The sequence below is a fragment of the Bradyrhizobium sp. USDA 4451 genome, assembly GCF_054822585.1.
Genome location: NZ_JBTRCH010000001.1, coordinates 6,519,429 through 6,542,180 on the forward strand (window position 1 = coordinate 6,519,429; position 22,752 = coordinate 6,542,180).

Sequence of the window (22,752 nt, forward strand, 5' to 3'; positions counted from 1 at the left end):
ACGCGCCTCGCATCCGGCCCACTTGCCACAACCCGGGACAGCCACCCTCGTCGCGCGAAGAGCGAGAGCTTCCCAAGCAACGGATACCGCACCGGACAAGGCCTAGGAACGTCCCTAGCCGGCGGAGATTACCTCCCGCAATTGCTACCCGAGCCAGGAGGTTTTCCGTGAGGGATTTTGGCAGTGTGCAGGAAAATCTGGGAGACCGCGGCTTTTTCATCGCCCCGCTCGACGATCTCGTGACCTGGGCTCGATCCGGCTCCCTGATGTGGATGACGTTTGGGCTCGCTTGTTGTGCCATCGAGCAAATGCAGGTCTCGATGCCAAGATATGACATTGAACGTTTCGGAGCCGCACCTCGCGCGTCTCCACGACAGTCGGATGTGATGATCGTGTCGGGAACGCTCTGCAACAAGATGGCGCCGGCCCTGCGCAAAGTCTACGATCAGATGCCGGAGCCGCGCTACGTCATCTCGATGGGGTCCTGCGCCAATGGCGGCGGATACTATCACTTTTCCTACTCTGTCGTTCGCGGCTGCGATCGAATCGTACCGGTAGACATCTACGTCCCGGGGTGTCCGCCGACCGCCGAAGCTTTGCTCTACGGCATCCTCCTCTTGCAAAAGAAGATCAGACGAACGGGCTCGATCGAACGTTAGAGCAGTTGTCCAGGGCGACCGCCACGTTCCGGTACAGACGAAACGGCGATCGTCGATCGTCATAGCGATCGCTTGTCGGCTCCGCAGCACGGCATAGCCCTTTTACTTAGGTTAACGCGTGGCGACACAGTGCGCGCTAAAACGTCTACGATCGAAAATGGCGAGATGGACGATGATGGTGAAACGGCGACGCCGATTCAAACAGCCAACGTCGCTGGCTCATCGACTGGCGCAGGAAATGGGACGCCTGCGCGAATTGGCGCGCGGGTTGCCGCCCGGAACGGAGCAAAGCATGCTCCTGCGCAAGGCCCACCAGGCCGAAACGGCGTTGCGCATCGACACATGGCTGGCTTCCCCGGGCACCTCACATCCAGTCGGCAAAATGTCCTTGATGGGCCGCACTCAACCGAAGCGCCGCTGATGCCCCCGCATTGTGGCTCGGCTAGAGACCCGTCGAGCGCAGCGCCGTCTTGACGTCGACCGTGGGAGGCCGGTCGCGCCGATTCACATAAGTGAATGCGGAGCCACGAGGCCGAGCACATCGTGGGTTGCTTGCTCGGTTTCGACCCTTCTGCAGGCGGACGGCCCTGGCACTGGCCCCCACGGCCCCCAATGGTGCCGGGGCCGTTTCCATTTGGCCGCGCAGCAACATGCCGCTTCATCCAACCTGGCCAGACATCGCCATCCGCCTCGCTGTGACAGTTCTGGCTGGCGCGATCATCGGCTTTGACCGCGGTGCCCGTGGACATGCCGCTGGCTTGAGAACCACAATCCTGGTCGGGCTTGCCGCCTCACTGTCGATGATTCAGGCAAACCTCCTGCTCAGTGTCGACGGAAAAGGCTCAACCTCGTTTGTCGAGATGGATCTCATGCGCCTTCCGCTCGGCATCCTGACCGGCGTCGGATTCATCGGCGGCGGCACGATTCTCAAGAAAGGCGACCTTGTCACCGGCGTGACAACGGCAGCAACGCTCTGGCTGATCACCGTCATCGGCCTCTGTCTCGGCGGTGGGCAGCTTGTCCTCGGTTGCGTCGGGACAATCATCGGCGTTGCCACCCTTTCGATCCTCAAATGGGTCGATGTCAGAATTCCCCGGCTCCACCGTGCGAGCCTGACGATCAGCAACGCCGACGTGACCGCGATCGACACGATGCCGAAACTGATCGAGCCGCTGCATTATGCCGCGCGATTCCAGGAACAGCGACGCAACGGAGTGACTGACGCCGACTACACCTTTGAAGTGTCCTGGCGCCGTCCGGAGGACTCCCGGCCGCCACTCGACCTGCTGCGCGTGCTCGAGCAGCATTACGTCATCAAATCTTTCGAACTGACCACCCAGAACGGCAGGTAACTCCAGCCACGTGCGGCGCCGCGACGCACCTGCCGGGCTTGGCGCACTCGCTCGACCGAAGAACAACGCGAGGAACGCGGCTCGAAAAACGTCGTTAGGCGAGTGATGTAACCAGCCATTGGAGAGGCACATCATGAAGGTTTCCGATACGATGACGCCAGACGTTCAGCTGTGCACGCCCAACAGCACGCTTCGCGAGGCAGCGACCGCAATGGGAGCACTCTCCGTCGGGCTACTGCCCGTTGCCGACAATGACCGACTGGTCGGGATGATTTCGGACCGCGACATCGCGGTGCGCGGTGTCGCGGCGGGCTGCGGTCCAGACGCGCGGGTCGGCGACATCATGAGCGCCGAGGTGAAGTACTGCTTCGAGGACAATGACCTGGAGGAGGTCGCGCAAAACATGGGAGCGATCCAGGTGCGCCGCCTGCCTGTGCTCAGTCGCGACAAGCGGCTCGTCGGCATCATCACGCTCGGCGATATCGCACAAGTCCACGACAACGACGGCACCGGCATGGCTTTAAGCCAAATCTCACGGCCGACCGGTCAGCACACGCAGATCTGAACGCGTGCCTGATCGCGCGAACCGCATATCCCCGCTCCTTGCGGAGCGGGGATATCGGCCTGCCAGGGGAAATTCATCCGCTCTTCCCGGCGCTGTCGATGCTCTCGCGATGGATTTCGTGCGCTGCGCCATCGGTCACCGACACGGAATAGCCGCCACCCAGGCATTCCTGTCGTTCCGCGGCGAGATCGATGGCGAGACGTCTTGCGATCGCGATGGCCTGATCCCGATCGGCGACCGGCCGGCCCATTGAATCGATCACGCGCTCACCGTTCACGAGGTGGAAGTAATATCCGGGCATCCAGTATTCTCCGCGGATCAGTGCGTATTTGATTCCTGCCATTTCTCCAGATCAGGCTTATGCTCGCCGGAGCGCTGTTCTTTCTCCGGATGACCCTTCCATGGCGTGTTGGTCTGTGCGTGCGAGCCCCAATCGCTGGAACGACCGGAATCCCGCGTTATCGGTATTCCCCTCATCGGCACCTCCTGACGAGCAAAAACGTCAACGTCTTTCCTGCCACGATGTGTTCAAGGCCCCCCTGCGACCGCGCCCGCGATCACCATCGCGAGCGCGTCCAGATCGATCTCACCGTTCACCGACAATTCCGGAGAGCTCTGCACGCGAAGACGATCCGGCTGGTTCGCGGCCTGCCGTTTCAGTTCGGCGACGATGGAGTCCTTCAGCTTCTCTTCGAGCATCGATGAATGCCTCCCTATGACTGGGCTTCGCCCCGACCATGGACCTGCGCGGGCGGTGCCGTGGCTTCGATCGCGGTGAAGGGCTCGATAATGCGGTAGCTATGCTTCGAGCTTGCAGGGACGAGCCAGGAATCCCCCTTCTGCAAGCGGACGGTCTGCCCCTCGAGCATGAGTTCAGCCACACCGGCCATGACATATCCGACCGTCTCGTAATCCCGTTGCTCGACGGCACTCTGTTGAGGCTGCTCATTGTCCCAAAGCCGCATCGCGACACGCTTGCCGGACGCGAGATAAGTCTGTCCCATCGCGCCTTTCGGAGCGGTGGCTTGGGAGACTTTCTTGATCGTGCTGTCGTTCATGCCGTTCTCCAAATCGATGGTCCGCGGCGACCGGCCCGGTCCGGCGACGGCCGTGTGCACCGTCAGAGTCGGCCGGAGGCCGACACGCGCCATACGGTGTTGCCGACGTCGTCCGCGATCAGCAATGCACCGGACTTGTCGATCGCCAGTCCGACGGGGCGACCGCGGGATTTCTCGTTCTCGTTCAGGAAACCGGTCACGACATCCTGCGCTGGCCCGTTCGGGTGGCCGTCAGCGAACGGCACGAAAACGACCTTGTAGCCGTTGAGCTGCGGCCGGTTCCAGCTGCCGTGCTCGCCGACAAAGGCGCCACCGCGATAGGACGCCGGCAGTCCATCGCCGGTGTAGAATGCGAGCCCCAACGGCGCCACGTGCGAGCTCAGCGCGTAATCCGGAACGACGGCCTTGGCGACCAGGTCGGGCCGTTGCGGCTGCACCCGCGGATCGACATTCTGGCCGAAATAGCTGTAGGGCCAGCCATAGAAAGCTCCATCCTTCACGGACGTCAGGTAATCGGGCACGAGGTTCGGGCCGAGCTCGTCCCGTTCGTTGACGACGGCCCACAGCGCATGGCTTTGCGGCTCGAAGGTCAGGCCGTTCGGGTTGCGCAGGCCGCTCGCGAAAATTCGCCAGCGCCCCGTGGCCCGATCGACTTCGAGAATCGCTGCCCGGTTCTTCTCCGCCTCGATTCCGTTCTCTGTGATGTTGCTGTTGGAGCCGATACCGACATAGAGCAGCGAGCCGTCGGGGCTCGCAACCAGACTTTTGGTCCAGTGATGATCGATCGGCCCGCCGGGCAGCGCCGTCAGCGTCTGCCCCGGCGCCGTGATCTTGGTGTCGCCCTCGTGATACGGATATCGAACGATCGCATCGGTGTTCGCCACGTAGAGGTCGTTGCCGACCAATGCGATGCCGAACGGCGAGTTGAGGTGATCCAGGAACACGCCCTGCACCTCCGGCTTGCCGTCACGGTTGGTGTCACGCAGCAGCGTGATCCGGTTGCTGGCGCCGGTATCACCGCCGGAGGTCGCCCACGACTCCACCCACTTCATGATGAAGTCCTTCGGACGCTTGATCGGCTCGGTCCCCGGTGCCTTGGATTCAACAACCAGAATATCGCCGTTGGGGAGAACGTAGAGCGACCGCGGATGCTGCAAACCCGTGGCAAGCGCGTTGATCTGAAGGGTATCCGGCACTTTCGGCTTTTCACCCTGCTGCCATCCGACCACGGACGCGATATGCATCGGCGGCAGCAGATATTGCTGCTGCGCCGGCAGATCGGGACGGGCACCGACCTGGGTTTTCGGATCGGGCGCCGTCTCCTTGCTACAACCCGCGACGCAGAGCGCCATGCCGAGCGTGACCGCAAGCCCGATATGGCTGCCGTTGATTGGTACGATCCGCATCAGTCGATAACTCCAATCCTGTAGCGATGGACCATCGCCCCGCCGAGCCAGCCCGTGAACAGCATGACGAGGACAGTCAGCGCAGACAGCACAAGCCCGGCCGGAACGACCGACGTCCAGGCATCGCGGCTGTGAACCAACGCGTTGAACAGCGCGAGCAGCATCACCACGACGTTGCCGGCCATGTGATACCAGGAATACGCCAGGCGGCGGATCCGGCGATCGCCCAGGAAGTCGATCAGGCCGGCGATCGCCGCAAGGCCGCCGATGATCAGCCCGACGAACAGCAGCCAGGCCGAAAAGTCGGCCCACATCATCTCGGCCGTGCTCCAATAGGCGATATCGGTGACCAGCGCGCCGGTGAAGCACACGATCGGAAACGGCACCAGCATCGGATGGATCGGATGCATCGCGATCCGGGCTGTCGACACTGGATTGGCTGCACGCATCGTGGTCCCGGCGACCTCTTGCGTCTGTACTTCCTGCTGCATTGCGCGTCTCCGAAAAATCGTCAACGACGCCTGCGAAATCGAGTTCCTAGGGCCGCGAAGCGGCTCAGACGCGCGATTGCGGAACCAAAGTGCGCCACAAGTCTAACGGGCCGGAAGCAGATCGGAACGCGGCGGTATGGAGCTCGGAAACGGCTTGGCCACCATGATGGTCGCACGCTCGTTGGTTTCCAATGCGATCTTCTGGGCAAGCATCACATCGCCCGCCACCAGCGAACCGATGGGCCGAAAACACCATCCCACGGCGACACTGCCTGTGTTGTCTATTTCGTAGACATTGGTCGAGGTCCCATAGCAGATGCGGTACCGCTTGCCGGAGTCGGAGCCGATCACGTCGAAGCGCTTGTATCGTTCGAACTGCGACCGTTGCTCGGACGTGAGCCATCGCGAGAGCAGCGCAATCCCGCGGGCCTCCTTCCTCTCATACGCCTGCCACCGATCTCGTACCGCTCGCAACGTCGCCCATAGCGTTCCGACGTTGCGCCGGAGTGCCGCAAGAACCGCCGCATTGCGCGAACGGACCGTCATGCGATCAGCCGCCCACAAGCCTTGGGTAGAACAAGGTTTCCTTTGCGGCCGGATCCAGCGATCGCACGAGCACGGTCTCCCCGTCCGCTCGCCTTGCCGCCGCCGTGTAGCCTTCCGATATCAGCTCACCGAAGCGCGTCTCGGCCCGGGTCAACTGCTCGCGATCGGCGGGATCAAATTCGTAGCGGGTGTCGCCTGTCTGATCCATGATGAAAAGCTCTGCCATCCGGGTCTCCCTGATTGCCGTCGTGACAATTTTGACGGGATGCCGAAGTTCCTAGTCCAGCGCATCGGCTCGTCGACACAGGTGCACGGCGGCGCGCTTACATGTCAGGTCGCCGTAACGCTGCCGTTTCAGGCTGCAATTCAACAGCAGGAAAAACGACCCCAGCTCAGGGGTGGGAGCTGGGGTCCTTTGCGGCGTTCTGAGTTGAGCCGACGCCGGTTAAGGCGACCGTCAACGAATGTCAGGCTGCACCTTCGCGCCGGTTCCGGCATTAGCCTTTGTAAATGCGCGACGCAAAATCAGCCGTCTTTCCGTGCGCGCTTGCTCGTTGGCGCCATATGCCGGAGCGGCATGAAGCGCATCCCTGGCCACGATCCTCAGCTCTTCGATCGACGGACTGCCTCGACGCACCGCCTCCAGCAGGCTCGAGGCAACGCATGTCCTTGTTGCGCTATCGAATTGAGACAATGCTGCGCAGGTTTCATCGAGCACCGCGCGAAGCACAGCGGCCGTCCGTTCGTCGATCATTCCCGCCTCTCCTGCCGCTCATGCCAGGTTACACGCTAGCCGCAAAGGGCGGTCCTCGACTTCACGTATGTTAAGGCTGTCGTCAAATTTGGGCTCGGCGACGCCGCTCGACCGATGGCACGTTCGTCCAGCCGCGATGAGGGTCCGGGATCGGCGTATGCCGGCCAGGCAAGAAGAGCTGCAGTTACACGACGGTTACGCAAGCAGGAGGCCGATCGGCTGCCTGCGCGATACGCTTAGTCGCGACGCTTGGTATGCAGGTAATCGGACGTGAAGAGAGCCATATCCTGCAAGGCCTTCAGGTCGTTTATCGTAAGTGTCCGGTCCCGCAACACGATCAGCCCCGAACTACGCAGCTCTTGCAGGGTTCGATTGACATGAACCACGGACAGGCCGGTCGCGTCGGCCAAGTCCATTTGCGTCACCGGGAATGCATAGGAATTGTCATCGACCATTCCGACCGGCAGCAGTCGTTCGTGGAGCTCGCACAGGACATGCGCAACCCGTTCCAGCGCAACACGCCGCCCGACATTGACCGTCCATTCGCGTTGGACCGCGCTGTTGACCATGGTTTCGCACCACATGGCCTCGGCGAGCGAACGGTTGCCCGCCAACAACCGCTCGAACGCATCGCGCTTGATCTCGGCATAGCTGACCGGCGTTAGTGTACCGATGGAATGATCCATCACCGACAAAAGGTAGACGCAGGCATCGCAGGTATCGCCCGGCAGGATGAAGCTCACGATCTGGCGGCGGCCGTCCGCGAGCGCCTTGTAGCGGCAGAGCCAGCCCGACAGGATGATCCTGACACCGTCGACGGCATCGCCCTCGCTGATCAGGTCCTCGCCGGCTCCGGCTCGCCGCAGCCCATCCCGGATCGCCTGCTGCAGCAATGCGATTCCCTGCTCCGACATTTGCCGCAAGGCGCTGAGCCGCCGGATCACCGGCTGCGCGAGATTCCCTTCGATGACCGGGGGATGCATCTAGCTCCCCATGTTCGGGGTATGGACGACCCGCGCGCTCATCGGAATGGCGATCGTGGCGTGAAGTCCCGACGAATTGAACGCCAGCGTGGTCTTGCCCTTGAACTCGAACGCCAGCGTGCGCTCCAGCAATTCCGATCCGAATCCCTTGCGACGAGGCGACGAGACCGCGGGCCCCCCTCGCTCGCGCCAATCGAACATGAGCTGTTGCGGATCCGAATCGCCGTCGAAGCGCCATGAAACATCGATGCGGCCCGTCGCCTGGCTCAATGCCCCGTACTTCAATGCATTGGTTGCAAGCTCATGGATCGCCAGCGCAAAGGTCTCGGCCGCCTTGGGTTGCAATCGCACCGGCGGCCCGGACACCTGGAGCTGTTCGCCTTCATGGGCATTGTAGGCGAGCAGTTCCTCGACCACGAGATATTCGAGATCGACGCCACCTTCCGGATCACGAGTCACCAGGGACTGGGTCCGCGCGAAAGCGTTGAGGCGGCCGTCGAGGTGCGATGAATATTCTTCGACGCTCGAGCTGGTCTCGGCCGATCGACGCGCGATCGAACGCACCACGCCGAGCGTGTTGCGGACCCTGTGCTGGAGCTCGGCGAGCAGCAGCCGTTGCCGCTCTTCCGCCCGGGTGATCGCAGTGACGTCGATGAAGGTGATCACGACACCGGCGATGAAGTTATCGATGCTTCGGTACGGCAGGATACGCACGATATAGCGTGTCCCGCTGTCGGGCGCCGTCAGCTCGCGCTCGGCGCTGGCAAGCGTCCGCAGCACGCGCCGCACGTCCTCATAAAGCTCCTCGATCGGAATACGCGCCTTGATATGCGCGATCGGGCGGCCGACGTCGGTTTCGACCAGATGCAGCAACTGGGTGATTGCAGGCGTGAAATTCATCACCTTCAGATCGTTGTCCAGGAAGACGGTTGCGATCTGCGTGCTCTCGAGGAAGTTCTTCAGGTCGCTGGTGGCGCGGGTCAGTTCCTGCACGCGATGCGCCAGTTCGCCGTTGACCGTGGTCAGCTCCTCATTGACCGACTGCAATTCCTCGCGCGAGGTCTCCAGCTCCTCGTTGGCGGATTGCAGCTCTTCATTGAGCGACTGGTATTCCTCGTTGGAGGACTTCAGTTCCTCGTTGGTGCTTTCGAGCTCCTCGATCGTGGCCTGTAGCCGCTCGCGGATGGCACGCAGTTCGCTCTCGAGCCGCTCGACATGCTCGGTCCTGATTTGGACGTTCGGATTATTTTCGGCATGCTCCACGGCCCGGATCGGACCATCCTTGAACAGGACGACGAAATTGCGCTGGCTGGCGGGGCCGTCCTGGATCGGTTCGATCGTGATATCGACCAACACGCGATGCCCGTTGACACCGAGCTGCACATGCTCGGCATGCGCGGTTTCATTGGTTTCGGCTGCACGTCCCAGCGCCGTGCGCAGTTCAAGCCTGAGATCACGATGCACAAGTTGAAGCAAATCAAGCGTCGCGGTACCTGCGGTCGGCTCGATATAGCGGCCGGTCCGTCCGGAAAAGTGCAGGATGTGGAAGCTGTCGTCGGTAATCACATAGGCCGGCGCATAGCGCTCGGCGATGCGTTGGGCGCGGCGCTCAAGGCCGACATCCGGACCCAGGGCGCGTACAGGCGGGATGTCGACGGTGGCCCGCCCGGCGGCCGTCGTGATGGGAAATTCCGGCGGAAGCCGGGTCCCGGTCTCGAGTTTCCTGAAAATGCGCGCGCGACGGTCGACCGGTGCAAACAACTTCGGATGCCGGGTGACATTCTCGGAATTGCCCAAGAACAGGAACCGGTCCGGCAGCAGGGCAAAGTGGAACAGCGGGATCACGCGGTTCTGAAGTTCTGCGTTAAGGTAGATGAGAAGGTTGCGGCACGAAATCAGGTCGAGCTTGGAGAACGGCGCGTCCTTGATCACGTTGTGCTGCGAGAAGATGCACATCTCGCGCAACTCCTTCACGACGCAATAGGTATCGCCCTCCCGCACAAACCAGCGCGCCAGCCGCTCCGGAGACATGTCGTTTTCGATACTGGTGCGATAGCGCCCGACGCGCGCCGCGGCGAGCGCACGTCCGTCGATATCGGTCGCGAAGATCTGGACCTGGGGCACGGAGTCCAGACCGGCCATGTGCTCGCGCAGCAGGATGCCGATCGAATAGGCCTCCTCACCGGTGGCACAACCCAATACCCAGAGGCGCACCTGCTGGCCTGCTCCCTTTCCTTCGAAAATTTTCGGGATGACCTGCGTTTCCAAGACATCGAATTCCTTCTTGTCGCGGAAGAATTCGGTCACGCCGATCAGAAGGTCGTTGAAGAGATGCTGCGCCTCGTCCTTGTCGTTCCGCAGGAAATCGACATAGGTTGAGATTTCGTCGATCTGCACTACCTGCATGCGGCGCTGGACGCGCCGCAGGAAGGTGTTCTGCTTATAGCCGTGGAAGTCGTTGCCGGTCTTGTTGCGGAGAATATCTGCGATCCGCGCGAGCGAGTTTGCCGCGGCCGCGAGGACTTCGTCGAAGCCCTGTTTCTCGTCAAGTCGGCGCAGATGGCGGGCGTAGACCTCGATGTGTTCCGGAATCTCGTCGGCGGGCAACACGAAATCGGCGATTGCCGCGGCCGAGTTGCCTTCCTCGTGCTGGTCGGACGGGGCGTTGGCGATGCGTTCAGCGATCGCCAGGCCGCCGTGGTCTTTCAACGTTGCCACGCCCAGGGTGCCGTCGCCGCCCGTGCCGGCCAGCACAACGCCGATCGATTGCTCGGCGCGCTCTTCCGCCAGCGATACCAGAAAGCTGTCGATGGTCGCCCGCTCGCCGTGGGCCTGCGCCGCCGGCCTCACGACGAAGCGATCGCCGTGAAGTGTCGTGATCATGTCGGCCGGGCAAAGGTGGATCACGCCGCCTTGGGCGACCGTCCCATCCTTGATTTCGGACAGCTCTGCACTTTCCCGCTGCAAAACGGCACGCAACCGTGCGTCTTCCACGGCATCCCTGTACTGCATCACAAGCACGATGGCCTGGTCAGGATTGAGCCTCAGCTTGGAGAAAAACCGCTCGATGCTGTTGAGGGCGGCAGCCGAGGCGCCCACCCCCACGATCAGCGGCGCCTTGGACCGGCGCTCTCCGTCTTCGGTCTGCGTTTGCCCGACATCATCCATGATAGCAGCGGCTTCCGTTCTTCCGTGGGGCCTCGCCCCGCACCTACCTTTGATAGCAGAATTTGGCCCTATCCCAATGAGAATAAGCAGGAATCCATCGCTGGATCCTGGAGCTCCCGCCGGTCGCCGAATGTGGTCCGCGCCGGAAAACGCCGGCTCGACCGACCGGGTGTCGAACAGGCGTCCGAATCCGGAGCACGGCGGCCATTTGCTTCCTCCACCCGGTGCTAAGGCGACGTAACCTTCTCCTCGAGATATGCGACCCGCTGCACGATCAGGGTGCGGTGCCGCTCCCACTCGACCAGGGTTTGCTTGAGCAAAGACACCAGACGCTCGGCCTGCTCGGTGTTATGGCCGGCCATCCGCAGCCAATCCAGAAGATCCTGCTGATTTCGGACACGTGTCCAGCCGTCCTCAATGTCGAGGTCCGCCTTCACCAGGAGCGCTTGCTCGAGCCGCAACATTTCGACCCAGTTCGCGTGATCGGCGATCGCCATCACCGTTCCTTCCGCGTCGGCGGCTTGGGATCGAGCGATTGTAGCACGACCCGGCGGATCATATCGGCATATTCGCGGTATTCGGCGGCGCGGGCGTCATACATTTCGGCCACTGCCAGGCGTCCGCTTTGGCGGCCATCGTCCGCCATCCGCTGTACGAGTTCGGCGCGCTCCCCAATGATCCGCAGCGCGACTCGAAGGGCCTCATCGACCCGGCTTTCCTGCTCCTTGGCGAGCGCATCGGCGGTATAGGCATGGCCGACCTGGCAGCGAAAGCGCAGCGGATGGCCCGCCTTGAGTTCCGAAAGAACACCCCCGCAACCCGGACAGGTCAGCGGCGCGGGATCGGCGACGTTGGCCAGGGTATCGCTGCCGACGCGTTCCCCGGCAGCAATCTGAACCTCCAGCGCGATCTCCGGCGGGATCGGGAGGGATGCGCCCGCCTGCTCCCGAACCAGATCGGAAAGCACATCGCCAAGCCGCGCCCCCGGGACGCAGAGATCAACCGTGGTCGCTTCCAGAGCCCGCAACGGCATTTCGTCGGAAATCGCGTCCTTCGGGTCCTGAACCAGGGCAAGCCCGCCGCAACGCTTGATCACGGACAGTCCGGACGCCCCGTCGGACAGCAGCCCGCTCAGCACCACGCCGATCACGCGCGCTCCATAATGCAACGCCGCAGAGCGAAACAAAGGATCGATCGCGGGCCGTACCAGATTCTCGCGGGGCCCACGCCCAAGCACAATGTGGCCGTCGTGGATCAAGAGATGATGGTCTGGCGCGGCCAGATAGACATGGCCATTTTCGATCACCATGCCGCTTTCCGCCTGCCGGACCGGCAGCTTGCCGGCCGCGCTCGCAACCGTGGAAAGAATGCCGATACCATGCGCAGGTATGTGCAATACGATGAAGATCGCGGCCGGCAAATCAGCCGGCAGCCGGCTGAGAATGTCTCGCAACGGCGCCGTCGCCCCGGCCGAACCACCGATGACGATGATGTCGTGATTGTGCATGGAACCTGACCTTGTCGATCTCATTTGCAACAAGGTGGGCTTTCGCCCTATGTTCCAATTTTGCGGTCATTCCCGACGGATAGTTGGTTGATATGTCGGAATCTGTAGCTCAGTTGCGCGATTTGCCGTTGCTGGCCGGGCGCCGCATCCTCGTCGTCGAGGACGAATATTTCCTCGCCGACGATATCGACCGCGCGTTCCAAGCGCTCGGGGCCGTCGTCGCAGGTCCCGTCGGAGCGATCGATGACGCCAGCCGCCTCCTGCATGTCGGCGGCGTGATCGACGGTGCCGTCCTTGATGTGAACATTCGCGGTGAAATGATCTATCCGGTCGCGCGCGAATTGCTGGCACGATCCGTGCCGTTCGTATTCACATCCGGCTACGACAGGATTGTCGTTGGCAGCGAATTTGCGCACGTGCCGCTATTCGAAAAGCCAATCGATGTCCGCGCCATGGCTGATGGACTGGCCCGTGCGATCCTGCGACGGTGAGTTTGCCCGCGATCGCGCATCCGGACGATGGCGGAGCCAGGACCGGTGACAGTGCGACGCCGCTGCGACGCCGCGCCGGAAAGCGAGAACCGGACCGACCGGACGCCGGTCTATTCTTGCTGCCGGATTCCGGGTTTACGGCTGCTCCTCCTCGGACGGGTCCCTCGCGCCGTCCCGGGGAACAGGACGGCGCTGATCACCGAGAAATGTTCCCGGCTGAGACGTCCTGAGCAGCCTCAGCGACCGCGCTATGATCGCTCTGGTTTGATCGATGATCGCAGCGTCATGCGCGACCATCCTGTCGGACAGGTGGATGAGACGGGTTTGAAAGAGCAGTGTCATCGGCGCCCGCGGGAGGCTGTTATCACGCATCCAATAAAACGGCGGAACCTGCGCCGCGGTTTCTCCGCTTCGCGAAGAAACCCGCAGGCTGTTTGCAAAGGCGACGTTCTACGCGTCCGTTGCCGGCAACCCTACTCGCGTGTCCCGTTCATCTGCGTGCGGAGTGTCTCTATGGCTTCCGCACAATTGTGCGGCTTTGTGACCAGGGGGACATCCGCATACTTCTCCGGCAGTGTGCGCCGATCATACCCGGTGTAGAGCGCGACTGGCTTTCCCATATCGAGGAGTTCGTCGATCAACCTGTAGGTCGACATACCATTGACGTTGATGTCAATCAGTGCCCCCGAAGCCGACGCCGTATGTTGTCGCGCTTCCTCAACCGAGTTGAAGGGGCCCACGACCAGGAAGCCCGCCTTGCGCGCGAGCGACGCACAGTCTTCAGCAATAAAATACTCGTCTTCCACGATCAGAATCGAACGCATGGCACTCGTCCTCGCCGAATGATGTTCGCGGATGATCCGAGTTAACTCCTCATCGGCGCCGGGGTTGCGCGCGCTCTAGGGAACCCTGCTGCTCTGCGGAATATGGCTATTGCCCTTGTAGCCATCACTTTTGATGCTTTGGACATATTCCAGGTGCGGCAGGCACCGGTCCACACCGGATTCAACAGGACCATTTTTAATACGCAAACGTTGACTGTCATTGTTGCACTCAGACGAGGTCCGCATGGCGGGTTACCGGCTCATAGCCCCGACCGCCCCCGACTCCGGTGATTACCGATGCCAAGAAGACGATCATGGAAAGGTAAGGCCCAAGTAGCGAGACAGTCGCAGAATGCGAAGAATGCCTATCAACGCTATCTCGATCTGGCCCGCACCACGGCATTGAGGGGCGACCTTGTGGCGGCTGAAAACTATCTTCAGCACGCCGAGCATTATCTTCGATCGATGCGGGAGCGGCAGTCCGCCGACAGCCCGCACAAGCAATAGGTCGAAGCACGTTGAACGCCCACGCCGCGCTTGGCGGCGCGTAGTGGTGAGCAAGTGATCTCCCGACCTCCGAACTGTCCACGAAGAGCTTGCCTTCTTGGGCGGCCTCTTTTCTTTCCAAGGCAGCTTGAGGCCTCGCTCACATGAGCTTCTTCAGTTGCTTGGCCGCGGCAACCGCCTCGGCTAGGGCGTCGCCGGCGTCAACCTCCTCGCGGCCCGTGAGATAGCCGACGGCGAACGCCTTGCGCGAAGCGGCATTGGCTCGCGCGAAATCATGCGCCCAGGACATATGCACGCGGATGTCATTGAGACTGCCCAGCGCCCCCTGCAACGCCTTGAGGCCGCGATCGATCTTGTGTCGTGCTTTGCGCCGGCGGTCGCCTGGATGGAGGCTTGCAAAGAATTCGTGCCCATAGCGCAGCTTTTTCACCGCGATCCTGAGCTTGTGGCGTTGCATCGCATCCAGCCGCCGGAGCCGTCGCGCCCGCTTGACGACCTTGCGCGTTCTCCTCTCGAGCTCTTGCTCCGCAAACGGTCGGACCGGCCGCTCTCGCAGCATGCGCCCAAGATCATCCTTGTCGTTGCGCCATTCGCCATCGATGAACCATAGCGCACAGTCAAGCAACAGGCGGCGAAACCGATCGCCCTCAACTGCGGCTCGCGCCTGGACGAAACCTGCACTGCGTGCCTTTTCGAGATCGTGTGCCAAGACCTCGAATTCGCCACTGTTCGGGTGGCGTTCGAGATATGGAGCAACCGTCTTGCTGACAAACACGTCCGTGTCGCGGCCCGGTCCGAGTTGCGCGGCCAGCCATTTCAGCTCCTTCTTGATGCCTCTGGTTTCGGCGCCTTGCAGCACGTCCTTGAACAACGAGAGCGCCGCACGCAAGCGGCGCACGCCGACGCGCATCCGGTGGATCCCTTCGCCGTCGCCTTGGCGCACCGCGAGCTCGTTGCCCGCGACCTCGCGAAGACAGGAAAAACCGATGACGGAGAAGGCATCGGCCACCGTCGCCTGCGGAGCAAGCGCGATCGCTTCGTCAAATACCGGAGCATTGACCGTCTCTTCCATCAGCGCGTAGCCCCGCTCGGCCTTGGCACGAGCACCGAAGGTAATAGAAGCCTCTCGTGCAAGCCTTCTCGCCAGCCGCGCGATATCGCGTCGTTCGCCCTGCTTCAGCTCGATCTCGATCTCGGCGATCTCGATACTGTCGTTCACGGTCGCGACGCGTCCCTCGTCGAGCGCGAGTTCGATATCGCTGTGGCCGACCTTCAACGCCATCGCTGTTCGTTCAACGGAGGTCTCGAAGATGGGCTGCAGATGGTGGGCGATCGCACTGGTGAAAATGGGTGCCAGGGCGGTGTCGCGTATCAGTTCAAGCCTTGGCTGGTCGCGATCGATCTCCGCCTCCCACTCCGATCGTGCCATCGGCTCGATCGCGTTCGCTTTGACGGTTTGCAGCCGTCGTTCGCCGATACGGCGAACACGCAAACTGGCGTCGTGCCGACGCAACGCAAGATCGGGCGTATCGAAATAGGTTGAGACGAGTTGTCGCCGCTCGACATTATCGCCCGCCATCTTCTTGAGCCACGGCAGCGCCCGCAGCCTTCGCAGACCCGTCTTCGATGTGGCAAGCTTGAGTTCAACTTCGGTAGCCACGAGTCACCACCAGTCCGAGCAAACGATCCGGACGGCGAATGCCGCCGGTCAGTGCCTCCATCGCGCCGTCCTGCCCTCGGCCGTGTCGACGTCAGCCGAACGGCCTCTCGCGCCATCGTCACGAACCGCCCGGCGGGCGCGAGACTCACTTCTGCGCCAGTCGATCAGGCTACCCGCGATGACGACGTCGATCTGCCTGTCCGTCAGTCCATGACGAACGGCGATCCGACCGTCGATCTCGAGATCGTCGCCGGCCCGAAGCCGGCGCTGCGGCCCATCCACGCCCGTCAATTCGCGATCTCGGCCCGGCTATCGCCAATGTGCCCTGTGGCCTGGACGGCACGCCGTTGGCCGCAATCATCTCACCATCATTCGGCAAGTATCTCGGTGACCTCGTACAGATGAGGATCGATGTCGTCGGCAAGTCGTTCGAACCGGCCCCACGCCTTGCGGAATTCCGGCGATTGGTGCGCGGCCCGCAGCAGGTCGCGGCTTTGCCACTGGACGTAATTCACGATCCGGCGTCCGTCGAGGCTGCGATGCAGGCTGATCGAGATGAAACCTGGCTGACGCTGCATGAAGCGAGCGCGCTCCGTCATCAGTGATAATGCTTCCGCCTGCTTTTCCGGTTCAGATTCGATGATCGTGATTTGCGTGACCGGCTGCTGGTCGAACGCGATCTGCGGCATGGCGATCTCCTTTCGCGCTTATCGATCAATCTCCCCAAAACGATGTCCAGCGAGCCGATGATCGCCGCGACGTCGGCCAGCAAATGGCCGCGGCAGAGCAAGTCCGTTGCCTGCAACTATGCGACGCGCAAGGCTAACAGCGCCTCCCACCCGTTCGAGGCCTGTTGCAAAGCTATCCAGCACGCGCCCATCGGCGTCGAAGCAAGAACAGCAAGATATCGAACGTGGTCCGAACCGCGATCGTTCCTAAGGCTATCCGGCCTCACCAGGCCGCTCGCGAGAGGTTGCACAGTCATCCCATCCCACGGCCAGCCCATGAACATGCGCATTTGCATTCCACGGGGATGAGGACGAAACGCTCAATGCGCATCTGGCCAACAGGACAGCGCATGCCTCGGTTTGGATTTGATCAAGGTGCCCCCCGGGGCTCCTATCAACGTCGCCTCGCGCTGCTTGCGACCATTGGGCGACCTGATCGAGAAAGCTCAAGCCTGAGTCGTTGTACGAGTTCGCAATCGGTCGTTGTACGCGCGTTGTATGATATTCTTCAAAACGACGACCTTTCGCGCGGGCAAGTTCGCGAAACGGCTTTTAAAATAGATACTTAATGGAATGGAGCGGGTGAAGGGAATCGAACCCTCGTATTCAGCTTGGAAGGCTGCTGCTCTACCATTGAGCTACACCCGCATCTCGCGTTCCCCTAACACGGCCGGGCGGCGGCCTCAACTGCCTCGACCTGGGTCCCTGCGCGCCGGTCAACGAGAATATTTCGGCGCAATCCTGCCGGTTCCTGGCGCAGATGGAGCGGACGCAGGCCTTAACAGCGGCGGATTCGCTGCCTATATTGATCGTCCCATTAACAAAGAAAGGAGGTGATCCAGTGTCTTGTCTCAAGCGCTGTCACCTCGCTGGGATCGCCCGCTAGGCGCTGAGTAATCAGCCTGGCATCGGGGCGCTCTCAGCCCTGGACCAGCGAGACATCAATATCGGGGGCGCGGCGGAAGCGATTCCGCCGCGCCTTTTTGCCGGTCGGTTCCGCGCGACCATAGCGGGATGAGATTTGATTGAATCGTCATTGCGCTTTAGCTCCCTCGTTTGGGCATGATCTCCGCGCAAACGCCTTTGGCGTTTGTCGCGAGGGAAAACCGCTTCGCACTTTTCCGGATCATGCCTTAGGCGCCCGCGGGATAGCTTGTCGCAGCACAAAACCATCCGATCGGCGACATATGAATGTCGGCGTGGGTGGCTTTGAGACGTCCTTCGGGCTGCCGCACCACAAATCAGGAGCTCACGCGATGCTTTATGCCATCCTGGCCTACCACGTCGAAGCCGAAGTCCAGGCGTGGAACGCCGAACAGGACGCAGCCGTAATGAGCGGCCTGCGCGAGGTCCACCAACGGCTGAAAGGCCGGCTCGGCCCGGCGGCCCGGCTCGGCGAGACCCGCAAGGCCAGCACGCTGCGCGGGCCCGGCCATGGCGTGGTGATCGACGGACCGTTCGCGGAAACCAAGGAGCAATTGCTCGGCTTCTATGTGATCGACTGCGCCGCCGAGGCGGAGGCGATCGCGGCGGCGCGCGACCTGCGCAGCGTCAACCCGTCGGCGGTCTACGAAATCCGCGCGCTGAAGCTCTTTATCCCGGGCGCGGCGTTTCCCGAGACCGCAGGCCCGAGCGACGCGTAGAGCATGATCCGGAACAGTGCGAAGCGGTTTTCCCTCGCGACAAACGCCAACGGCGTTTGCGCGAAGATCATGCTTAAACAAAGTTGTTTCAGCGGCTGGAGCGTTTCGGCAGCTTCGGCAATTTGCTCGGGTCGAACTTCGGCAGCGGCAAATCCGGCGGCGGCTCCGGCGGCACGTCCTGGCTCGGCATCAGCGTCACCTCGAAAGCGAGATCGGGCACGGCATCGGCCCTGCCGGTGCAGGTCGCGATCGCGCCGCTGAAGACACCCTCGAGCCGCACCACGAGATCGTCGGTGCCGAACACGGTCGCGTGCCCTTCGGAATGCCGCCTTGTGGTGAGAACCGCGGAGAAGCGTTCGCCGTCGACCTCATAGGTGCCGCTGTAAAGCATGATGGCATCGCTGCCCCACAGCCTGCCGTCGGCCACGTGGACGATGCCGGTGCCGTCAGCGAGCGACGTGCGAAACCACGCCGCATAGGTGCCGTTCTTGAGCATGGAGCCTGTCTCCACCTGCTCCGTTTCACCGCACGCGATTCTCGGCACCGTTGCGTTAACAGGGGGTGAAGGAACCTGGAATGAACGCGTTTGCTGCGCTCATTGGCCGTCGATCTGCCGTCCCATGATGGCGATCGCCTTCTGATAGACCCCTGCCGCGTTCCATGCCTCGATCGCCGCGAAATTGGGTTCCCCGGGCTGATAGCCGGCGCCGGCGCGCCAGCCGTTGGCGCGCAGGAAGTTCGCCGTCGAGGCCAGCGCATTGGCGGCGACGTCGAGATTGCCGACCCCATAGGCCAGCACGTTCTTCGGCATGAACTGGGTCTGGCCGATCTCGCCATGCATCGAGCCGCGGGTGCTGCCGGACAGGCTGCCGCGGTCGATCAGCTTCAGCGCGGCATAGAGCTGCTCGGTGAAGAACTCCGGACGGCGGCAGTCATAGGCCAGGGTTGCGATCGACGACAGCATGTTCTGGTTGCCGCGCTGGCTGCCGAAGCCGCTCTCCATGCCCCAGATCGCGATCAGCGGTCCCGGCGGCACGCCGTAGCGCTGCTGGATCGAGGCGAACATCGCCGCCTGCGACTGCTTCAGCGAACGACCGCGCGCCACGATGGTCGCAGATCCGCGCTTGGCCATGAACTGCTCGAGCGAGAGGCCGAAGCTGCGCTGGCCGCGATCCGCGGCGATCGTCGCGCTGGCGTAATGCGCCTGCATCAGCGCGTCGATCGCGGTGGCGCCGACGCCCTTGGCTCTTGCCTCGCCGGCGAATTGCTCCTTCCAGGCTTCGAACCCGCCGGGCCCGTTGCCGCACTGCGCCGCGTTCGCCTCCGTGCCCAGCGTTGCAACCATCACGACGGTGGCGAGCGCCGACGCCGCAATCTGCCAGCCCCTGATCATCCGAAACCTCCTCCGAAAAAATGTGCCGCCGTCCCCGCGGTCGCGGCGCCGACGATGGCCGGATCGACATGACCCGGCGATGAACGATCCGCCTCAGATTCGACCGCGAACCGTCACGATATGTCGGCCGCGGCGGATTGGCCATCCCGGCCAGACCACGCGAACCCGGGCATTTCGGCCTGCACCTGGAAGGCGACCGGCGCGGCCTGGCCGAGCCGCGCGCAACTGCCCTTGGCAACACGGCGCTTGACATTAACGTTAATGACAAGGTGCTAGGCCGGGCTTCGACAGGAGATTGCGATGAGGATTCAGGAAGCGGCCCGTCATCTTGGCGTGAGTGCCCGGGCGCTTCGGCATTATGAAGCGGCGGGGCTCATCGTGCCGCGCCGGACTTCGAACGGCTATCGCAGCTATTCGGCGTCGGAGATCGAACGCGCCGGCTGGGTGCGAGACCTGATCGCCTCGGGCTTCTCGACTCGGGAGCTTCGCAATCTTCTGGCCGCACTTGATGGCGGCGGACGTGCGCGCGTCAGCTGCTCGGCGGTGATGCAGGACAAGCTCGACCAGATCGATCGTGCGATCGCGACGCTGCGCACGCGGCGCCGCGCCTTGTCGCGACGATTGACCGGATCGTGACCGCCGCAACACATGAAGACGCGAGGGGTCGGTAATGAAGGTACTCAACATCCTGGCGAGGCGCTACCTGCCGTTGGAGGAGCTGGATCAGGCCGTTACGTTCCACGAGACCTTGATCGGCCAGACGGCGCGGCTTCGCTTCGACTATCCGGAGTATAACCTGAGGCTCGCGCAGGTCGCCTCGATCCTGTTCATTGCCGGAACCGAACAGAGCCTGAAGCCGTTCACGGCGACGCACCTGACATTCATGGTCGACGACATCGACGCCTTCGCCGCACATCTGCCCGGCGTCGGCGCAAAGATCCTGGACGGGCCCAAGCCGGTACCGACCGGCCGTAACATGCTGGTGGTGCATCCGGACCAGACGCGCGTCGAGTATGTCGAGCATCGCGACAAGCATCCGGCCGATGTGCTGCCGTGAGCCAGCAGCACAGAGGCGGTTATCGAGATGCCCGACCGCCCTGCCCGCTCGCAAGACGCCGCTAAGGCACGTCGCCTCGCCTGATCGGACCAACGGTCTGCGGGCGGTTGAGGAAGAACTCGCGGTTGCCGAGTGCGGCCTCGGCATATTGGTCGATCGCCACGATGATCGCCTGCACGTGGTGAAAGCACCAGCCTTCCCGCGTCGCCATGTGCCGGACCTCGGCCAGCGCCTTGATCCAGGGCGCGTGATCATCGCTGTCGTGGAAATACCGAAGCGGCTCTCTCATCTTTCCTCCGGCAGATCACGTCATCGAGCTCGGCGCGCTTGCGCGACAGCAACAGCTGCGCGGATGCGCTGTCGCGCCCGGCCCGCCTGAGCTGAATCACCGATGAGTCGAGTGCGCGCAGCTCGGCGCGCAGCTGTTGCATCCTGACCGCGTCGTCACGCACGCGCTTCGCCGGCGACCAGCTCTCGCTTCGCCGCGCGAACGAAGATCGGTGCCGCGGCGCGCCGGCGCGCGGCAACGCTTGCATGCACGACGATCGGCTCGCGGTCGCCGAGCCTGCCCCGCTCCTCGACCAGACGGCTCATCACCAGGCGCATCTTCAGCAGGTCGCCGGCGACGAAAGCGCAGTCCTCATCCCGGTCGATCTGCTGGCGCATGATGGCTTCGGCCTCGAGCATGCTGACGCGCAGCGCCCTGATCTGCCTGCGAATTTCGCTGATACGGTTGTCCATGACGACCTCCTATTCACGGTGGAGGGCAATTAGAACAAAACAAGAACATGGAGTCAAGCGGTCAAGTCAAGCGGAGACGTCACCGATCATCGTCATCCGAACGCGAGCAGACCAGTTCCTGCCGCAGGAACCGGTGTGCTGACCAATTCAGCGAGACGCTTCGGACATCGTGCCGGATCATTGTGAGCGCCCCACTGCGAGCAACACCGCGAAGCTGAGCAGGCATCGCGACAGAGCGTCACAGCTGACGGCCTCATTCGTTGGCAACGCGGACAAACAGCCGACACATGGCTGTGGAACGATATGTCAGCGAACTTGTCTAGTCTGGTAGACAAGTTAGAATGGATTCGATTCTGTTTCTATCATTGCGCAGTCCATGACCAAGTCCTCCAAGCTGGTTGCCGCGAAGCGCGGCAAAGTTCTTCTGGTTCGACGCCGATCTGACGGGCTGTGGATGTTCCCCGGCGGCCGCAGGCGCGCGCGCGAGACCGGCAAGGACTGTCTGAAGCGCGAGATCAAGGAAGAGCTGCCGAAGCTCAAACTCGGCCGGCTCAGCCTTTGGAAGGAAGTCACGGCCAAGAACAAGCGCTCCGGCCGCAGGATGAGCGATGCGATCTTCATCGCCAAGAACGCCAAGGGACGGCTGGCGATCGGCGACAAGAAGGAGATCGACCGCGCCGCCTGGCACAAGCCGCGGGGACTTCGCATGACGGCGACCTCGCGCTACATCCGCGATCGGCTGTTTCCACGATAGCAGCACCGGCCGCGATAGCGGCAACTCGCGGCCGAACAGATCATGATGCTTAACATGACGCTCGGGGAAGTGCGGCGACATCAGGCGACCTGATGTACCGCTGCGCGGATCTCAACGCCCGCATGCGATATAGCGCGACTACGATCGTCGGGCACGTCTCGCAGACCGCTGTTCCACCAACGGAACACCGTACTGATCCGGATTTCTGCAGAGACAGGACGGCCGTAATACAAACCCTGCCGGCATTGCCATTCTTTGCAGAGCATTTTTTCACGGCTGAGTTTTACAGATCCATTGCTACCGGCAGAAAAGGGCCGCCCAGGCGACGGCCCTTTTCGATTCAACACTCGCGTTATTCTGGCGGCATCAATGCCGGCGACAACACCCATTCCCTCATCGAGGATACTCGCCCTACTCAACAATAAGGCCGCCAACCAGCGGCCTTATTGTTGATTGGCCCCAGCA

General features: G+C 62.3%; 28 protein-coding genes, 1 tRNA gene and 2 pseudogenes. 10 read left to right on the top strand and 21 right to left on the bottom strand.

Annotated elements, in window-relative coordinates; translation table 11 throughout:
• Window positions 1-197 precede the first annotated feature (197 nt).
• From ACVMB0_RS30350 to ACVMB0_RS30365, 4 genes and pseudogenes are all read left to right on the top strand, one after another.
• Window positions 198-659 (top strand): annotated as a pseudogene (locus ACVMB0_RS30350) (NuoB/complex I 20 kDa subunit family protein); the annotation flags it as partial.
• 172 nt (window positions 660-831) lie between these two features.
• Window positions 832-1,080 carry a hypothetical protein gene (locus ACVMB0_RS30355; protein ID WP_456754147.1) on the top strand — a complete coding sequence of 83 codons (249 nt, stop codon included), beginning with the start codon at window positions 832-834 and terminating at the stop codon, window positions 1,078-1,080.
• A 229-nt stretch (window positions 1,081-1,309) separates the two neighbouring features.
• Window positions 1,310-2,011 carry an MgtC/SapB family protein gene (locus tag ACVMB0_RS30360; protein WP_461348570.1) on the top strand — a complete coding sequence of 234 codons (702 nt, stop codon included), beginning with the start codon at window positions 1,310-1,312 and terminating at the stop codon, window positions 2,009-2,011.
• Between the two features lie 133 nt (window positions 2,012-2,144).
• Window positions 2,145-2,576, top strand: a complete 432-nt coding sequence (locus ACVMB0_RS30365; protein ID WP_461348571.1) for a CBS domain-containing protein — start codon at window positions 2,145-2,147, stop codon at window positions 2,574-2,576.
• Between the two features lie 73 nt (window positions 2,577-2,649).
• Here ACVMB0_RS30365 and ACVMB0_RS30370 read toward each other — a convergent pair whose 3' ends face one another.
• The 12 genes from ACVMB0_RS30370 to ACVMB0_RS30425 form a co-directional block, all read right to left on the bottom strand.
• The gene (locus tag ACVMB0_RS30370; RefSeq protein ID WP_461348572.1) at window positions 2,650-2,919 is read right to left on the bottom strand and encodes a DUF6894 family protein; all 270 of its coding nucleotides are present in this window, start codon (window positions 2,917-2,919) and stop codon (window positions 2,650-2,652) included.
• A gap of 185 nt (window positions 2,920-3,104) precedes the next feature.
• On the bottom strand, window positions 3,105-3,275 hold the full coding sequence (locus ACVMB0_RS30375; RefSeq protein ID WP_461348573.1) for a hypothetical protein: 171 nt from the start codon (window positions 3,273-3,275) through the stop codon (window positions 3,105-3,107).
• A gap of 14 nt (window positions 3,276-3,289) precedes the next feature.
• Window positions 3,290-3,634, bottom strand: a complete 345-nt coding sequence (locus tag ACVMB0_RS30380; RefSeq protein WP_461348574.1) for a cupin domain-containing protein — start codon at window positions 3,632-3,634, stop codon at window positions 3,290-3,292.
• A gap of 62 nt (window positions 3,635-3,696) precedes the next feature.
• Window positions 3,697-4,986: a PQQ-dependent sugar dehydrogenase gene (locus tag ACVMB0_RS30385; protein ID WP_461349735.1), complete on the bottom strand. Its 1,290-nt coding sequence runs from the start codon at window positions 4,984-4,986 to the stop codon at window positions 3,697-3,699.
• A 53-nt stretch (window positions 4,987-5,039) separates the two neighbouring features.
• Window positions 5,040-5,489 (bottom strand): DUF2231 domain-containing protein, encoded by a 450-nt coding sequence (locus tag ACVMB0_RS30390; RefSeq protein ID WP_461349736.1) that lies wholly within the window; start codon window positions 5,487-5,489, stop codon window positions 5,040-5,042.
• A gap of 144 nt (window positions 5,490-5,633) precedes the next feature.
• Window positions 5,634-6,077, bottom strand: coding sequence for a hypothetical protein (locus ACVMB0_RS30395; protein WP_461348575.1), 444 nt, complete (start codon window positions 6,075-6,077; stop codon window positions 5,634-5,636).
• A gap of 4 nt (window positions 6,078-6,081) precedes the next feature.
• Entirely contained in the window at window positions 6,082-6,303 is a 222-nt protein-coding gene (locus ACVMB0_RS30400) for a hypothetical protein (protein ID WP_456754143.1), read from the bottom strand.
• 231 nt (window positions 6,304-6,534) lie between these two features.
• A complete protein-coding gene (locus ACVMB0_RS30405; protein ID WP_461348576.1) occupies window positions 6,535-6,831 on the bottom strand; it encodes a hypothetical protein in 297 nt (98 codons plus the stop codon).
• Window positions 6,832-7,067: 236 nt separating this feature from the next.
• Complete coding sequence (locus ACVMB0_RS30410; RefSeq protein WP_461348577.1) at window positions 7,068-7,814, bottom strand: Crp/Fnr family transcriptional regulator; 747 nt, start codon at window positions 7,812-7,814, stop codon at window positions 7,068-7,070.
• The gene (locus ACVMB0_RS30415; RefSeq protein ID WP_461348578.1) at window positions 7,815-10,982 is read right to left on the bottom strand and encodes a CheR family methyltransferase; all 3,168 of its coding nucleotides are present in this window, start codon (window positions 10,980-10,982) and stop codon (window positions 7,815-7,817) included.
• 227 nt (window positions 10,983-11,209) lie between these two features.
• Window positions 11,210-11,479, bottom strand: coding sequence for a hypothetical protein (locus ACVMB0_RS30420; protein ID WP_461348579.1), 270 nt, complete (start codon window positions 11,477-11,479; stop codon window positions 11,210-11,212).
• Window positions 11,479-12,489, bottom strand: coding sequence for a chemotaxis protein CheB (locus tag ACVMB0_RS30425; RefSeq protein ID WP_461348580.1), 1,011 nt, complete (start codon window positions 12,487-12,489; stop codon window positions 11,479-11,481). The genes ACVMB0_RS30420 and ACVMB0_RS30425 overlap by 1 nt, the downstream gene beginning before the upstream one ends.
• A 92-nt stretch (window positions 12,490-12,581) precedes the next feature.
• Between ACVMB0_RS30425 and ACVMB0_RS30430 the strand changes: the two genes are divergently transcribed.
• Window positions 12,582-12,980 carry a response regulator gene (locus ACVMB0_RS30430; RefSeq protein ID WP_461349737.1) on the top strand — a complete coding sequence of 133 codons (399 nt, stop codon included), beginning with the start codon at window positions 12,582-12,584 and terminating at the stop codon, window positions 12,978-12,980.
• Between the two features lie 473 nt (window positions 12,981-13,453).
• Here the strand turns inward: ACVMB0_RS30430 and ACVMB0_RS30435 are convergent, their stop codons facing one another.
• The gene (locus tag ACVMB0_RS30435; protein ID WP_461348581.1) at window positions 13,454-13,804 is read right to left on the bottom strand and encodes a response regulator; all 351 of its coding nucleotides are present in this window, start codon (window positions 13,802-13,804) and stop codon (window positions 13,454-13,456) included.
• Between the two features lie 297 nt (window positions 13,805-14,101).
• Between ACVMB0_RS30435 and ACVMB0_RS30440 the strand changes: the two genes are divergently transcribed.
• Complete coding sequence (locus tag ACVMB0_RS30440; RefSeq protein WP_456754136.1) at window positions 14,102-14,311, top strand: DUF4167 domain-containing protein; 210 nt, start codon at window positions 14,102-14,104, stop codon at window positions 14,309-14,311.
• A gap of 139 nt (window positions 14,312-14,450) precedes the next feature.
• Here ACVMB0_RS30440 and ACVMB0_RS30445 read toward each other — a convergent pair whose 3' ends face one another.
• The 4 genes and pseudogenes from ACVMB0_RS30445 to ACVMB0_RS30460 all read right to left on the bottom strand — a co-directional run bounded on the left by ACVMB0_RS30445 (window position 14,451) and on the right by ACVMB0_RS30460 (window position 17,347).
• Entirely contained in the window at window positions 14,451-15,971 is a 1,521-nt protein-coding gene (locus ACVMB0_RS30445; protein WP_461348582.1) for a CYTH and CHAD domain-containing protein, read from the bottom strand.
• 368 nt (window positions 15,972-16,339) lie between these two features.
• A complete protein-coding gene (locus ACVMB0_RS30450; RefSeq protein ID WP_456754134.1) occupies window positions 16,340-16,660 on the bottom strand; it encodes an antibiotic biosynthesis monooxygenase family protein in 321 nt (106 codons plus the stop codon).
• A gap of 26 nt (window positions 16,661-16,686) precedes the next feature.
• Window positions 16,687-16,776, bottom strand: a pseudogene (locus ACVMB0_RS30455) (NADH-quinone oxidoreductase subunit D-related protein); the annotation flags it as partial.
• A 497-nt stretch (window positions 16,777-17,273) separates the two neighbouring features.
• Window positions 17,274-17,347, bottom strand: a tRNA-Gly gene (locus ACVMB0_RS30460).
• A gap of 608 nt (window positions 17,348-17,955) precedes the next feature.
• Here ACVMB0_RS30460 and ACVMB0_RS30465 point away from each other — a divergent pair.
• The gene (locus ACVMB0_RS30465) at window positions 17,956-18,342 is read left to right on the top strand and encodes a YciI family protein (RefSeq protein ID WP_461348583.1); all 387 of its coding nucleotides are present in this window, start codon (window positions 17,956-17,958) and stop codon (window positions 18,340-18,342) included.
• A gap of 88 nt (window positions 18,343-18,430) precedes the next feature.
• Here the strand turns inward: ACVMB0_RS30465 and ACVMB0_RS30470 are convergent, their stop codons facing one another.
• Complete coding sequence (locus tag ACVMB0_RS30470; RefSeq protein WP_456754132.1) at window positions 18,431-18,838, bottom strand: hypothetical protein; 408 nt, start codon at window positions 18,836-18,838, stop codon at window positions 18,431-18,433.
• A 99-nt stretch (window positions 18,839-18,937) separates the two neighbouring features.
• A complete protein-coding gene (locus tag ACVMB0_RS30475) occupies window positions 18,938-19,687 on the bottom strand; it encodes a lytic murein transglycosylase (protein WP_430649905.1) in 750 nt (249 codons plus the stop codon).
• Between the two features lie 348 nt (window positions 19,688-20,035).
• On the opposite strand from ACVMB0_RS30475, the gene ACVMB0_RS30480 reads away from it, so the two are divergent.
• Together ACVMB0_RS30480 and ACVMB0_RS30485 are read left to right on the top strand one after the other, a co-directional pair.
• The gene (locus ACVMB0_RS30480) at window positions 20,036-20,371 is read left to right on the top strand and encodes a MerR family transcriptional regulator (protein WP_456754131.1); all 336 of its coding nucleotides are present in this window, start codon (window positions 20,036-20,038) and stop codon (window positions 20,369-20,371) included.
• 34 nt (window positions 20,372-20,405) lie between these two features.
• Window positions 20,406-20,792 carry a VOC family protein gene (locus tag ACVMB0_RS30485; RefSeq protein WP_461348584.1) on the top strand — a complete coding sequence of 129 codons (387 nt, stop codon included), beginning with the start codon at window positions 20,406-20,408 and terminating at the stop codon, window positions 20,790-20,792.
• A 61-nt stretch (window positions 20,793-20,853) separates the two neighbouring features.
• Here ACVMB0_RS30485 and ACVMB0_RS30490 read toward each other — a convergent pair whose 3' ends face one another.
• Window positions 20,854-21,081 (bottom strand): hypothetical protein, encoded by a 228-nt coding sequence (locus ACVMB0_RS30490; protein ID WP_456754129.1) that lies wholly within the window; start codon window positions 21,079-21,081, stop codon window positions 20,854-20,856.
• A 155-nt stretch (window positions 21,082-21,236) separates the two neighbouring features.
• On the bottom strand, window positions 21,237-21,533 hold the full coding sequence (locus ACVMB0_RS30495; protein ID WP_456754128.1) for a hypothetical protein: 297 nt from the start codon (window positions 21,531-21,533) through the stop codon (window positions 21,237-21,239).
• A 376-nt stretch (window positions 21,534-21,909) separates the two neighbouring features.
• Between ACVMB0_RS30495 and ACVMB0_RS30500 the strand changes: the two genes are divergently transcribed.
• A complete protein-coding gene (locus tag ACVMB0_RS30500) occupies window positions 21,910-22,287 on the top strand; it encodes an NUDIX hydrolase (RefSeq protein WP_461348585.1) in 378 nt (125 codons plus the stop codon).
• The last annotated feature ends 465 nt before the right edge of the window (window positions 22,288-22,752 follow it).